This window comes from Aeromonas sp. RU39B (genome assembly GCF_900156095.1).
In the GTDB taxonomy this organism is placed as follows: Bacteria; Pseudomonadota; Gammaproteobacteria; order Enterobacterales; family Aeromonadaceae; genus Aeromonas.
This window is the reverse complement of sequence record NZ_FTMJ01000011.1, coordinates 38,230-52,460: the sequence shown is the minus strand read 5'-3', so window position 1 is coordinate 52,460 and position 14,231 is coordinate 38,230. Positions and strand designations below refer to the sequence as shown.

Here is a 14,231-nt window from a genome sequence, read left to right as displayed (position 1 = left end):
CGCGTCAGGCGGCCACCTGCGACAGTCGGCGTCGCTGTAGCCCGACAATCACCAGAAACAGGGCAAAGCCCGGCAGCCACATGAACTCCTTGTGCCAGCGCTCGGTCGGCGCTTTCACCATCAGGATCTCCTGATCCATGGCAAAGCCCAGATCGGCGGCCTGACTGCCGAAGGTCACGCTATCGACCAGCATCTTGCCATCCTGCTCATAAAGATTGAGGCCGAGGGCTGCCAGTCGCGCCTCGCCACTCTCCCCTTCCGGCACCGGAATCAGGGTGCTGTAAGCGCGGGGCTTACCCACTTCATCCTCCCCCATCACCCGCAGCCGCAAGGTGCTGTCGGGCTCCACGTCGCCCATCACCTGCGCCAGTTGCGCCGGCTCAATCTGACGATACGGGTCGTGCAGCATGTCCATCCAGAAACCGGGACGGAACAGGGTAAAGGCTACCAGCAGCAGGAGCAGGCTCTCGTACCAGCGATTTCTCACCAGAAAATAGCCTTGGGTCGCGGCGGCAAAAATCAGCATAGCAATGGTCGCCACGATAAAGATCAGCACGCCGTGGGCGAAGTCCACCTTGATGAGCAGCAGGTCGGTATTGAAGATAAACAGAAACGGCAGCGCGGCGGTGCGCAGGCTGTAGTAGAACGCGGTCAAACCGGTCTTGATGGGATCCCCCTTCGAGACCGCCGCCGCCGCGAATGACGCCAGCCCCACCGGCGGCGTGACATCCGCCATGATGCCGAAATAGAAGACAAACAGATGCACAGCAATCAGCGCTACGATCAGGCCGTTCTGCTGGCCGAGCGTCACCACCACCGGTGCCAGCAGGCTGGAAACCACGATGTAGTTGGCGGTGGTCGGCAGCCCCATACCGAGGATCAGGCTGAGCACGGCGGTCAGCAGCAACATCAGCAGCAGATTGCCCATGGAGAGGTACTCCACCAGATCGGCCAGCACCAGACCGACACCGGTTTGGGACACCGCACCAACAATGATGCCGGCGGTTGCGGTGGCAATGCCGATGCCGATCATGTTACGGGCACCGGCAATCAGCCCTTCACGCAGGTCCACCACCCCGTCGATAAAGCTGCCGTAATCCTGTTTACCATCGGTGCGCAGCCAGTTCAGCAGCGGCCGCTGGGTGAGCAAGATGATGGCCAGCATCACCGATCCCCAGAACGCCGACAGCCCGGGCGAGAGGCGCTCGACCATCAAACACCACACCAGCACCACCACAGGCAACAGGAAGTGCAGGCCGGAAAGCAGCACGGTGCGGGTATCGGGCAAGGAGACGATCGGCTGATCCGGGTCTTCGACCGGCATCGGCTCATTGCTGGCCGCCACCTTGAGCAGCCCCAGATAGACCGCCGCCAGCAGAGCGCCGATCACCGGCAGGGCGTGTTCGCCCAGCGCCGGCTTGAGCCAACCCAATCCGTAGTAAACCGCCATCGACAAGCCGCTGATCAGGGCGGCGCCAAAGGCAAAGCCGGTCAGGCGATGCAGCCAGGGGCGCGGCGCACGATCGCCAATTGGCTGCATATCGAGCTTGAGCGCCTCGAGATGCACGATGTAAAGCAGTGCGATGTAGGAGATGGCGGCTGGCAGGAAGGCGTGCTTGATGATCTCCACATAGGGAATGCCTACATATTCAACCATCAGGAAGGCCGCCGCCCCCATCACTGGCGGCATGATCTGGCCGTTAACCGATGAGGCGACCTCCACCGCGCCGGCCTTCTCTTTGGAAAAGCCGACCCGTTTCATCATGGGGATGGTGAAGGTCCCGGTGGTCACGACGTTGGCAATCGACGAACCGGAGATCACCCCGGTCATGGCTGATGCCACCACCGCCGCCTTGGCCGGGCCGCCACGCAGGTGGCCGAGCAGGCTAAAGGCGAGCTGGATAAAGTAGTGTCCGGCGCCGGCCCGCTCCAGCAGTGCGCCAAACAGCACGAACAGAAATACAAAACTGGTGGAGACTCCGAGAGCAATGCCAAACACCCCTTCGGTGGTGATCCACTGGTGGTTGGCCAGCGCCGGCAGGCTCACCCCGCGGTGCGAAAGTAGCGCCGGCATCCAGGGGCCGGCCAGGCTGTAGCCAAGAAACAGGATGGCAATCACCGCCAGTGCCGGACCGAGCGCACGGCGCGCCGCCTCCAGTAGCAGGGGAATACCGATGCAGGCGACCGCAAAATCCGTCTCGGTCAGACGACCCGGTCGCAGCGCCAGATCGGCATACATAACAAACAGGTAGCCAGCCATAGCGGCGCCGACCAGGCCAAACAGGATATCGCCGTAGGGCACCCGATCCCGTGGCGACGAACGCAGGGCCGGAAATACCAGATAGGCCAGCAAGATGGCAAACGAGAGATGAATTGCGCGGGTCTCGGTGTCATTGAAAACGCCGATGCCGAGCTGAAACGGCAGTGGTGAGGCGATCCAAAGCTGGAACAGGGACCAGGCCAGTGCCAGCACGGCGATAATGTGCCCCATCAACCCGACGGGCAGGCGGGCGCCGACATCCTGGGCGATCAGCTCTTCCGCCGAGGGAGTGTCTTGTTGTGGTGTCTGTTGCATAGAGTGACTCGCTAAATACTGCAAACGCGACTCGCCCCCGGAGGCGGGAGCGAGTCAGGAGGGTGGCGTGCGTAGATCTGACGCAGGCTTACATCCAGCCACGCTCCTTGTAGTAGCGCACAGCGCCCTCATGCAACGGCGCGGAGAGACCGACCTTGATCATGTCGGCCTCTTTGAGGTCGGCAAAGGCTGGGTGCAGACGCTTGAAGCGATCGAGGTTCTCGAACACCGATTTGACCAGCTGATAAACCACTTCCGGATCGGTCTCGGCCGTGGTCGAGAGCACCGCCTTGCCACCGATGGAGGGGGTCGGATTCGGGCTGCCCTTGTAGAGACCACCTGGGATCTCGGCCTTGCTAAAATAGCTCCGCTCGGCCAGCAGCTTGTCGATCTCGGGGCCGGTCACCGGCACCAGCACAGTCTCGGTGGTGGTCGAGGCCTCCTGAATGGCACCGTTCGGATGGCCGACGAAGTAGCTCATGGCATCGATATTGTTGTCGCCCAGCGCCGAAGCCTGCTCGGCCGGCTTGAGCTCCGAGACCAGACTGAAAGTGGACTTGTTCCACCCCTTCACCGCCATGATCTCTTCGAAGGTGTCACGCTGGCCGGAACCGGGGTTGCCGATATTGACCCGCTTGCCCTTGAGGTCATCAAAGCTGGCAATACCGGAATCCTTGCGCGCCAGAATGGTGAACACCTCGCTTTGCAGCGAGAAGACGGCGCGGATGTTCTCCATTGGCCCTTCCGCCTTGAACGGGACAATCCCCTTCATGGCTTTGTACTGGTGATCGGACTGCATGATGCCGAAGTTGAATTCACCACTGCGCAGGCCATTGGCGTTGGCGACACCGCCGCCACTGGCGGGGGCATTGCATTTGATGTGGTGCTGGTCGGTCGCCCGGTTGACGAAGCGGCAGATAGACTGGCCGGCCACATAGTAAACGCCGGTCTGGCCGCCGGTGCCGATGGTGACAAACTGATCGGCAGCCTGCACGGCGCTCGGCAGCAGGCCACTCAATGCGGCCGTCATGGCACAAGCCAGGGTCAATCCCTTCATTCGATAACTCCTTCCTGTCTGGTGTTTTCGGTCTCTCTGGTTCGGGCGGCAGACGATCACAACGCCGCCGCCCTGATGCGGAGAGGCTGGCAACATAGCCAACCAAAAAAATGAGAAAAAAACGCATAAGAAACGAAAATAACCCGATGCAGGCGGAGTGAAGCAAATATTAATCGAGGATTATCGATACAAATGTCCAGAATCTTGAAGTTGATCAAACAAATTAATCAAAATCCATCAGCTGGTCTAACCTGAATCGTCGATAAAACAAGAGGGAGGCCGCGGCCTCCCTCTGCATCATCCCTCGACCGCTTATTACTGCGGAGTCAGGGTAATGGTCACGCGGCGGTTCTGCGCCTTGCCCGCTTCGGTACTGTTGCTGGCAACCGGCTGATCCGGGCCGACACCACGGGTGTCGATACGGCTACCGTCCACGCCGCTGGCGATCAGCTGATTAGCCACAGAATCGGCACGCTGCTGCGAGAGGCGCATGTTGAGATCGCGCGAACCAGTGCTGTCGGTGTGGCCAACCACATCCAGACGAGTCTTGTCAAATTCAGCCACCACCATGGCAACGCCGGAGAGGGTGCGCGCACCGGCTACCTTCAGCTGGGCGCTGTTGCTGTCGAAGGTGACATTGTTGGGCATATTGAGGATCAGTTCGTTGCCGTTACGGGTCACGCTAACGCCGGTTCCCTTGAGCTTGTCACGCAGTTTGGCTTCCTGCACATCCATGTAGTAACCGATGCCGCCCCCGAGCGCTGCACCCGCAGCCACGCCAATCAAGGCACCCTTGCCGCGGTCATGCTTGCTCGAAGAGAGCACGCCCACTGCCGCGCCTGCAGCGGCGCCTGCCAGTGACCCCCAAGCGGCTTTGGAGGTTTGTTGCTCCCCGGTGTAGGGATTGGTGGTACAACCGGAAATACCGATGGTGAGTGCCACAACCGGCACCAAAATCTTGGCTCGCATGAAAAAAACCTCTGAAAACAACGCCTGCACCATGCCTGGCGTGGCGGCGATTGTAACGCATCCTGCGCCACTTTCTGGCGTCATGCGGTTTTGCTGCGACAATTGATGACTTTGCCAGCGAGATCGCATGGATAAGGCCGCTGATGGTCTACGCTTTTTAGACCAGCTCAGGTTTCGGAGTCAGACATGTCCTCGTTTTTGAACAACATTTCTATTCGCCGTCTGCTGCTTATAGCCAGTATTGCCATCATCCTCACGCTATCGCTTGGCAGCATCTGGCGCAGCCAGCTCACCACAGAGTTAGGCCAGATTCCGCAACAGCTGCTAGCGATCTCTGACAAGCAGATAAGCCTGGAGCGGATTAACTATCACAGCACCCAGGTACAGCAGTTCATGACCGATGCCTCCATCACCGGCAATATGGACTCGGTGCAGGATGCCCATGACCACGCCAAAGAAGCCAGCAAGCTGCTGGATCAGTTCCCTGACCTCGCCGCCAAGGTCAATCCGCTGATCGCCCGCCAGCTTGAGGTGGGTGAAAAGATGGTGCACATCTACCAGACCGAGGGCAAAGAGGCTGGCAACCAGCTGATGCAGGCCCCCGATACCGGCTTTGATGCCATCACCGACCAGATCGCCACTCAGGTCACCACGACCCTGAGCGGGCATGACAACCAGCGCCAACAGGTCGAGAAGGAGCTGCTGCTGCGCGGTGCCAGTCTCGATCTACAAGATAAGTGGCTGCTGTGGGGCACCCTGTTTGTCATCATGAGTTTGCTACTGCTTATCTATCTGAAAACTGCGCGCCCGTTGCAGCATCTGATGGCGCAACTGCTGGAGCTGGCCAACCACAGCCACAATGTGTCGTTTCGGTTGCAGTGCCCCGGCAAGGACGAGTTCTCCTATCTGGCCGAGGTGTTCAACCGCTTTATGGGCAGCATCGATACCCTGATTGGCTCGGTGCAGTCGGTATCGCTCACCACTCACGACAAGATGGAAGTGCTGATGCAGCACTCCGCCACCACCCTCACGAGCATGCAGAATGTGCAGCAGAGCACCGATGCGCTGGCAACCGCCATCACCGAGATGAGCAACACGGTGCACCATATTGCCGGCAGCGCCGAGCAAACCCGCAGTGAAACCGGAGTGAGTGAAGAGCAAGCCGATGCCGGCCAGAAACAGGTGGGTAAAACCGTCGCCCTGATCCGTCAGGTGGCCGAGCATATCGAGCAGGCGGCCGACGAGGTCAACCTGCTCGATCAAGAGAGTTCCCAGATCGGCAGCATACTGCAGGTGATCCGGACCATCTCCGAACAGACTAACCTGTTGGCCCTTAACGCCGCCATTGAAGCGGCCCGTGCCGGCGAACAGGGGCGCGGCTTTGCCGTGGTGGCCGACGAGGTGCGTCAACTCGCCTCCCGCACTCAGGAAGCCACCGTGGATATTCAGGATCGTATCGGCGCCCTGCAGGGTAAGACCCGTCACGCGGTCGATGCCATGCACGCCACCCAGCGGGTCAGTGAACAGGCGGTCGAGCAGGCCACCGGCACCGGCCAGACCCTGCAGACCATCGTCGAGTCGATCACCCGCGTCAGCCAGATGAGTGACCAGATTGCCACCGCCGCCGACGAGCAAGCCAAGGTCGCCGAAGAGATCCAGCGCCACGTTGTTTCGGTGGCTGATATTGCTGGTGAGAGCCTGGAGCTGGCGCGCCAGACCCGCAGCTCAACCCGCGACATGAACCAGGCCAATCAGGAGATCAGCCTGATCAGCTGCCAGTTCCAGGTCAGCAAGCAGAACAACACCGCCGATGACGGCGATCTGGTGCACTGGAACGAGTCGTTTATGGTGCAGGTTGGCAGCATCGACAAGCAGCATGAGGGGCTGTTCTCCGCCATGAACCGCTACTACCGCTCGGTAAAAGAAAACCGGCCGAAGGAGACCCGCCAGCAGCGCCTCAACGAGCTGTTGACCCTGGCCAAGCAGCACTTTGATGACGAAGAGCGCGCCATGCAGCAGGCCCGTTACCCCGAGCTGGACCGCCACAAACAGGAACACCAGAAGCTGCTGGGCGAGTTGGGACGGCTTATCAGCAGCACCGACCTCGACACCGAAGAGGGCAATATGGAGCTGATCGTCTTTCTCAAAAACTGGCTGCTTGACCATATCTTCCGGGTCGATAAACGCTACTCGCCGAGCATGCAGCAAGCTGGCATCCCCTAAATACAGCAACCGGGCCATTGGCCCGGTTGTTCATTTCACGCCTTGCTGCTTTGGGATTACCCCTGCCAGTCAGCCTGACACTCTGCGTGGCAGGGGCAGGTCACCAGATGATCGTTCACCATCCCCACTGCCTGCATAAAGGCGTAACAGATGGTGCTGCCCACAAACGAGAAACCGCGCTTTTTCAACGCCTTGGACATGGCATCTGATTCAGGCGAGGTGGCAGGAATATCGCCACCCTGACGCTGGTGGACGATAGGCGCGCCGCCGACAAAGCCCCACAGGAACTCGGCAAAGTCGATCCCTTCCTGCTGCATCGTCAGATAAGCACGGGCATTTTTGATGACCGAATTGACCTTGAGGCGGTTGCGTATAATGCCGGTGTCTTGCATCAGCCGCTCCACATCTTGCTCGTCAAAGGCGGCCACCACCTCGGGAGCAAAGCCGGCAAAGGCACGCTGATAGCCACTGCTGCGCTTTAAGATAGTGATCCATGAAAGACCGGCCTGTTGCCCGTCTAGGCAGAGCTTGGCAAACAATTCGCGCGGGTCGCGCACCGGACGCCCCCACTGCTTGTCGTGGTATTCGATGTATTCGGGATCGCGGGTTGCCCACGCACAGCGCAGGGTGTTCTCGGTGTCCATGTAATTTCGCCTATTATCCGACCATGCCAAACGGTATACTCTTTCGGTTCAATTTCAGCAATTTCGCGCGAAATCCAAGCCATGCAAAAATTCGATGTCAAAACCTTTCAGGGCCTGATCCTGCAGCTGCAGGACTACTGGTCCCGCCAGGGCTGTACCATTATCCAGCCGCTGGACATGGAAGTCGGTGCCGGTACTTCCCACCCGATGACCTGCCTGCGAGCACTCGGGCCCGAGCCGATTGCCTGTGCCTATGTGCAGCCCTCCCGCCGTCCGACCGATGGTCGTTATGGCGAAAACCCCAACCGTCTGCAGCACTACTATCAGTTCCAGGTCATCATCAAGCCGTCCCCGGACAACATTCAGGAGCTCTATCTGGGCTCGCTGAAAGAGCTTGGCATGGACCCGCAGGTGCATGACATCCGCTTCGTCGAAGACAACTGGGAAAACCCGACTCTGGGTGCCTGGGGTCTTGGCTGGGAAGTGTGGCTCAACGGCATGGAAGTGACCCAGTTCACCTACTTCCAGCAAGTGGGCGGCCTCGAGTGCAAGCCGGTCACCGGCGAGATCACCTATGGTCTCGAGCGTCTGGCCATGTATATCCAGGGCGTCGACAGCGTCTACGACCTGACCTGGTCTGACGGCCCGCTGGGCAAGACCACCTATGGCGACGTGTTCCACCAGAACGAAGTGGAGCAATCGACCTACAACTTCGAATATGCCGATGTGGAGTTCCTGTTCCACTGCTTCGAGCAGTACGAGAAGGAAGCCCAGTCCCTGCTGGCACTGGAAAAACCGCTGCCGCTGCCGGCTTACGAGCGCATCCTCAAGGCCGCGCACTCCTTCAACCTGCTGGATGCCCGCAAGGCCATCTCGGTCACCGAGCGTCAGCGCTACATCCTGCGCATTCGCACCCTGACCAAGGCGGTCGCCGAGGCATACTACGCCTCCCGCGAAGCGCTGGGTTTCCCCATGTGCCAGCGCAGTGAGAATCAGCAAGGTTAAGGAACGGACATGGCACAACATACATTTCTGGTAGAGATCGGTACTGCTGAGCTGCCGCCCAAAGCCCTGCGCTCCCTGGCCGAAGCCTTTGCCGACAACCTCAAAAGCGAGCTGACCAAGGCCGATCTGGCCTACGCCGGTGTCGAATGGTTTGCCTCTCCGCGCCGTCTGGCGCTGAAGGTAATCGGTCTGGCCGGCGAACAGCCGAGCAAGAGCGTCGAAAAACGCGGCCCGGCTGTAGCGCAGGCGTTCGATGCCTCCGGCAACCCGACCAAGGCCGCCGAAGGCTGGGCCCGTGGTTGCGGTATCACCGTGGCCGAAGCTGGCCGTCTGGCAACCGACAAGGGCGAATGGCTGGTTTACAACGCCCACGTCGAAGGCCGTCCGGCCAAGGAGCTGCTGGGTGAACTGGTTAGCCAAGCGCTGGCCAAGTTGCCCATTCCCAAGATGATGCGCTGGGGCGACAAGACCATCCAGTTCGTGCGTCCGGTCTTTACCGTGACCCTGCTGCTCGATGGCGATCTGGTGCCAGCCCACATTCTGGGTATCGACTCCGCTCGCACCCTGCGCGGTCACCGCTTTATGGGCGAGCCCGAGCTCACCATCGACCACGCCGACCAATATCCGCAGCTGCTGCTGGATCGTGGCATGGTGATGGCCGACTTTATGGCCCGTAAGGCCAAGGTCAAGGCGGATGTCGAAGCGGCGGCCGCTGCTTTCGGTGGCGTCGCCGATCTGGACGACGATCTGCTTGAAGAAGTCACCGCGCTGGTCGAATGGCCGGTGGTGCTGACCGCCACCTTCGAAGAGAAGTTCCTGGCCGTGCCGGCCGAAGCACTGGTTCACACCATGAAGGGTGACCAGAAGTACTTCCCGGTCTACGACAAGAGCGGCAAGCTGCTGCCCAAGTTCATCTTCGTCAGCAACATCGTGTCGAAAGACCCGAGCCAGATCATCGCCGGTAACGAGAAGGTGGTTCGTCCGCGTCTGTCCGACGCCGAGTTCTTCTTCAAGACCGACCTCAAGCAGAAGCTGGCCGACCGCCTGCCACGCCTCGAAACCGTGCTGTTCCAGCAACAACTCGGTACCGTGCGTGACAAGGCTGCCCGTATCGAAGCCATGGCCGGTTTTATCGCCGCCCGCATCGGTGCCAACGTCGTCGAAGCCCAGCGCGCCGGTCTGCTCTCCAAGTGCGATCTGATGACCAACATGGTCAGCGAGTTCACCGACACCCAGGGTGTGATGGGCATGCACTACGCCCGTCACGATGGCGAAGCCGAAGCGGTCGCCCTCGCCCTCAACGAGCAGTACATGCCGCGCTTTGCCGGTGATGCCCTGCCCGGCGGTCTGGTCTCCTGCGCCGTCGCACTGGCTGACAAGTTCGACACCCTGGCCGGTATCTTCGGCATCGGTATGCTGCCCAAGGGGGACAAGGACCCGTTCGCCCTGCGTCGCGCCGCCATCGGTGCCCTGCGCATCATGACCGAGAAGCAGCTGGATCTGGATCTGGTCGAACTGGTCGAAGAGGCTGTTAGCGTTTACGGCAACAAGCTGACCAACAAAACCGTCGTCACTGACGTGGTCGACTTTATGCTGGGGCGCTTTCGCGCCGCCTATCAGGACGAAGGCATCGGTGCCGACGTGGTGCTGGCCGTCCTGGCCCGCCGCCCGACCCGTCCCCGTGACTTCGACGCCCGCGTGAAGGCCGTTAGCCACTTCCGTACCTTGGACGCTGCTCTGGCGCTGGCTGCGGCCAACAAGCGCGTGAGCAACATCCTGGCTAAGGTCGAAGGCGAGCTGCCGACTGTGGTCAAGGCTGAACTGCTGATCGATGCCGCCGAACAGGCACTGGCCAAGCAGGTTGCCGCGCTGCAAAGCGAACTGGCTCCGCTGTTCGCTGCCGGTGACTATCAGGCTGCCCTCACCCGTCTGGCCGCCCTACGCGAGCCGGTCGATACCTTCTTCAACGAAGTCATGGTGATGGCCGACGACGAGGCCCTCAAGGCCAACCGTCTGGCACTGCTCAACAACCTGCGCAATCTGTTCCTGCAAGTCGCGGATATCTCGCTGCTGCAGTGATCTTGGTTGGGTTGAGTGATATTAAAAACGGCGCCGCGAGGTGCCGTTTTTATAAACGCCATGTTAATAATGATTAAGTTAACATATCAAGAAATTATATAAGAGCTGAAAATGCGTAATTTAAAATTGCTTCAATATTTCATGCTTCTGATGGTTTTCATTGCAGGTTTATCCCTTGGAGCTTTACTCAATCTAGAGTGGAAGATCACTTTTTACAATATCCTGCCTATTGTTATTGCTGGTTTGGCCTTATTCACAACAGTATATCAAACATGGGCCACGCAGAAGCACAATAGACTTCAAGTTAGACCACTTATTACTTTAGAGTTTCAAAGTGATGCTCGTCCATCCTTAGATGGCTTACATTATTTGGGTTTTGCTTTAAATAATACCGGATTAGGCCCAGCTAATATTAGCGCCGTAAATTACTATTTTAATAATGAGAGAGTTGACAGTCATAAACTAGTTGAATTGATTTTCTCAGAGACAGAAATTAATTGGCTACATAATAATGATATTATTGACTGCAATGTTACAATTTTTGACTTATCCAATGGAACATATTTGAAAGAAGACACATCAATCAAGCTAATAAAGATTGAATACTGGCCAGGTAAAAATGCCTCAGAAAGAACACCATCTGACATCACTCCTTTATTCGAGTCACTCAAAAATCTCTTACTGGAAAAATTAAATATCACTTTGAAGTTTTCATCTATTTATGATGATGACATTAAGGAGCTTGATTCAAAAAAACCAATGATCTCGTAGGTTCGATTAACCGCCTGCACAATCATAGCAGAAACAGGACACCCACCTATTGAGAGTAGGCGCAGCACCATCCAGATAGCCTGACGGTCACTCCCGAGAAACATGTATCTCCAGCAGTGACGGGCAGGAAAAGTTAGGCTTTCGACAAATCGACTGTTCTACACAGCCGAACTCGCTGCCGATGATACCGGCAGGGCCCAGACGACAATCAATGAAAGCGGGTCAGTGCTTAGGATAACGACATCGCTGCTGACCGCAGTGGTGGGCGTATTGTTGGCACAGTGCCCCATCCCCCACGGCCCTAATCCCTGAGCGCCGAAATATGCTGACCTGACGCAGCCAACTGCTTTCTGCCAGATTCAAGCGCTGCAATATCGGCGCAAGCCCGGCAGGAATATGGCCGCGCTTGTCATCGCGCATCGCCCGTCCGGTCCAATCGACCAGAACAGAAACAGGACACCCACCTCTTGGGAGAAGGCGCAGCACCGTCCAGATAGCCTGACGGTCACTCCCGAGAAGACAGAAACAGGACACCCATCTATTGAGAGAAGGCGCGGCACCATCCAGATAGCCTGACGGTCACTCCCGAAAAACATGTATCACCAGTCGTAACGGGCAGGAAAAGTTAGGCTTTCGGCAAATCGACGGTTTTACACACAGCCGAACTCGCTGCCGATGATACCGGCAGGGCCCAGACGACAATCAAAAGTAACATAAACAGGACACCCATCTATTGAGAGAATGTAATGACCCAGCCGTTCCTGCACAACTAAGCGGCTTCGGCATAGGCCTGCGCCGGTGTTTTCATCTTTAAACAGAAAAAGGACACCCACCTCTTGGAAGAAGGCGCAGCACCATCCAGATAGCCTGACGGTCACTCCCGAGAAACATGTATCACCAGTCGTAACGGGCAGGAAAAGTTAGGCTTTCGACAAATCGACGGTTTTACACACAACCGAACTCGCTGCCGATGATACCGGCAGGGCTCAGACGACAATCAATGAAAGCGGGTCAGTGTTTAGGATGACGACATCGTTGCTGGCCGCAGTGGTGGGCGTATTGTTGGCACAGTGCCCCATCCCCCACGGCCCGAATCCCTGAGCGCCGAAACACGCTGACCTGGCGCAGCCAGCTGCTTTCTGCCAGATTCAAGCGCTGCAATATCGGCGCAAGTCCAGCCGGAATATGGCCGCGCTTGTCATCGCGCATCGCCCGTCCGGTCCAATCGACCAGCGTCAGATAGTCGGTAAACGCATACGGCAAGGCATGCTCTTGCTCGCGTAGTTTCTCGGAAAACGGCAGCAACAGTGGTGGCAGCTCACCGGTTGCACGTCCCAGCCGCTGGCTGATGCTGGTGTAATCACTCTCCTCTGGCAGCTCCGCCACCTTGGCGCGCACCGGATTGAGCTCGACATAGGTCATGCAGGCCAGCAATGCTGATTCCGTCAGTAGCGCCTGACTTTTGAAGCGCCCTTCCCAGAAGTGCCCTTTGCAGCCATCTTCCTGATTGGCTTGTCGCGCCAAGCTTTCGTTGAGCAGACGCACCAGCCAACTGATGGAATAGAGCCGCTCCCGCCACTGAGTGAGTAATCCTTGTACCACGGCCAACTCCGGCTCGGTCAGCGATTCTTCCAGATACCAACGGCGCACCAGCAATGGCCACTGAAACAGCCCGGCCCAGCGCTCGGCTACCTCGCGCTCGCTCCAGCTGTTTGCCACCTCCGGCTCGACTTTCAGCACCAGATGGTAGTGGTTGTTCATCACCGCATAGGCGCAGATACCAATGGCAAAGACCCGCGACAACTGACCCAGCTTATCAACCACCCACTGGCGTCGGTGCTCGAAGCTTTGACCGGAATGGCTATCTTCCCCGCACAGAAACGCACGGCGCACACAGCGACTGACCACGTGGTAGTAGGGCGTATCCTGCAAACTGATTTGACGTGAACGGGCGATGGTCATGGCAACCTCCCTCGGCGCTAAGCCTTAAGCCAAGCAGCCCGCTACGCCGCTGTCAAAAAGGTGGGTGTCCCAGATTAAAGCCCCAGATTAAAGCCCCACGGAATTGCCCTACCGGCAGCGATGAGCTGTTATGATTTAAATCAGCCCTTTAGCCAATGCCACGTCATCCAGAGGACAGTTATGGGCATTCCTTCCGCGCCTCCCCTTCCGGTCTGCCAGCAGTGTCAGGAGCAGGGAGAACTCGACTTCGATTTCACTATGGCCTTTCAACCCATCGTTGATTGCCAGGCCAGCACTATTTTTGGCTATGAGGCGCTGGTGCGGGGGCTCAATAACGAGTCGGCCCACTCCGTGATTGCCCATGTGACGGACGACAATCGTTATCGCTTTGATCAGTTGTGCCGCATCAAAGCCATCGCGCTGGCAGCCAAGCTGGAGCTGAAAGGCATGCTCAGCATCAACTTTCTGCCCAATGCGGTCTATCGCCCAGAGCGCTGCATCCGCACCACACTGCAAGCCGCCCGTGAGCATCGATTTCCCATCGAGCAGATTATGTTTGAATTTACCGAGGTGGAGCAGGTGCTGGATGGCCAGCATGTACGCAAGATCGTGGACCACTACCGCACACTCGGCTTCAAGACTGCCATCGATGACTTTGGCGCAGGTTACTCCGGCCTGAACCTGCTGACAGATTTTCGACCCGACATTATCAAGCTGGATATGCACCTGCTGCGCGGCATCGATCAGGACACCACCCGCCAGGCCATTGTGCGCCACTGTCTGGCCCTGTTTGCCGAGCTCAACATCACCGCGCTGGCCGAGGGCATCGAGACCCGCAGTGAAATGGCTTGCCTGCGCAAGATGGGGGTGCGATTGATGCAGGGTTATCTGTTTGCCAAACCCGGCTTTGAGTCACTGCCCGACGTGGATTTTGCCAGCCTCTGAT

10 protein-coding genes are annotated in these 14,231 nt (G+C 58.1%); 5 read left to right on the top strand and 5 right to left on the bottom strand.

Features of this window, described 5'->3' with window-relative positions; genetic code table 11:
* Positions 1-4: 4 nt before the first annotated feature.
* The 3 genes from BW958_RS14650 to BW958_RS14640 all read right to left on the bottom strand — a co-directional run bounded on the left by BW958_RS14650 (position 5) and on the right by BW958_RS14640 (position 4,601).
* Positions 5-2,575: a TRAP transporter permease gene (locus tag BW958_RS14650; protein WP_076576505.1), complete on the bottom strand. Its 2,571-nt coding sequence runs from the start codon at positions 2,573-2,575 to the stop codon at positions 5-7.
* 88 nt (positions 2,576-2,663) lie between these two features.
* Positions 2,664-3,632: a TAXI family TRAP transporter solute-binding subunit gene (locus BW958_RS14645; protein ID WP_076576504.1), complete on the bottom strand. Its 969-nt coding sequence runs from the start codon at positions 3,630-3,632 to the stop codon at positions 2,664-2,666.
* 315 nt (positions 3,633-3,947) lie between these two features.
* Positions 3,948-4,601 (bottom strand): OmpA family lipoprotein, encoded by a 654-nt coding sequence (locus BW958_RS14640; RefSeq protein ID WP_076576606.1) that lies wholly within the window; start codon positions 4,599-4,601, stop codon positions 3,948-3,950.
* A 186-nt stretch (positions 4,602-4,787) separates the two neighbouring features.
* Here BW958_RS14640 and BW958_RS14635 point away from each other — a divergent pair, with 186 nt between their 5' ends.
* The gene (locus BW958_RS14635) at positions 4,788-6,824 is read left to right on the top strand and encodes a bacteriohemerythrin (protein WP_076576503.1); all 2,037 of its coding nucleotides are present in this window, start codon (positions 4,788-4,790) and stop codon (positions 6,822-6,824) included.
* 56 nt (positions 6,825-6,880) lie between these two features.
* Here the strand turns inward: BW958_RS14635 and BW958_RS14630 are convergent, their stop codons facing one another.
* Positions 6,881-7,468: a DNA-3-methyladenine glycosylase I gene (locus tag BW958_RS14630; RefSeq protein WP_076576502.1), complete on the bottom strand. Its 588-nt coding sequence runs from the start codon at positions 7,466-7,468 to the stop codon at positions 6,881-6,883.
* 81 nt (positions 7,469-7,549) lie between these two features.
* Between BW958_RS14630 and glyQ the strand changes: the two genes are divergently transcribed.
* The 3 genes from glyQ to BW958_RS14615 all read left to right on the top strand — a co-directional run bounded on the left by glyQ (position 7,550) and on the right by BW958_RS14615 (position 11,323).
* Entirely contained in the window at positions 7,550-8,473 is a 924-nt protein-coding gene (gene glyQ, locus BW958_RS14625; RefSeq protein ID WP_076576501.1) for a glycine--tRNA ligase subunit alpha, read from the top strand.
* A gap of 9 nt (positions 8,474-8,482) precedes the next feature.
* Positions 8,483-10,552 (top strand): glycine--tRNA ligase subunit beta, encoded by a 2,070-nt coding sequence (gene glyS / locus BW958_RS14620; RefSeq protein ID WP_076576500.1) that lies wholly within the window; start codon positions 8,483-8,485, stop codon positions 10,550-10,552.
* Between the two features lie 111 nt (positions 10,553-10,663).
* Positions 10,664-11,323, top strand: a complete 660-nt coding sequence (locus tag BW958_RS14615; protein WP_076576499.1) for a hypothetical protein — start codon at positions 10,664-10,666, stop codon at positions 11,321-11,323.
* Positions 11,324-12,334: 1,011 nt separating this feature from the next.
* Here BW958_RS14615 and BW958_RS14605 read toward each other — a convergent pair.
* Positions 12,335-13,285: a transposase gene (locus tag BW958_RS14605; protein WP_083687363.1), complete on the bottom strand. Its 951-nt coding sequence runs from the start codon at positions 13,283-13,285 to the stop codon at positions 12,335-12,337.
* Between the two features lie 180 nt (positions 13,286-13,465).
* Between BW958_RS14605 and BW958_RS14595 the strand changes: the two genes are divergently transcribed.
* Positions 13,466-14,230 carry an EAL domain-containing protein gene (locus BW958_RS14595; RefSeq protein ID WP_076576495.1) on the top strand — a complete coding sequence of 255 codons (765 nt, stop codon included), beginning with the start codon at positions 13,466-13,468 and terminating at the stop codon, positions 14,228-14,230.
* Position 14,231: the final 1 nt, after the last annotated feature.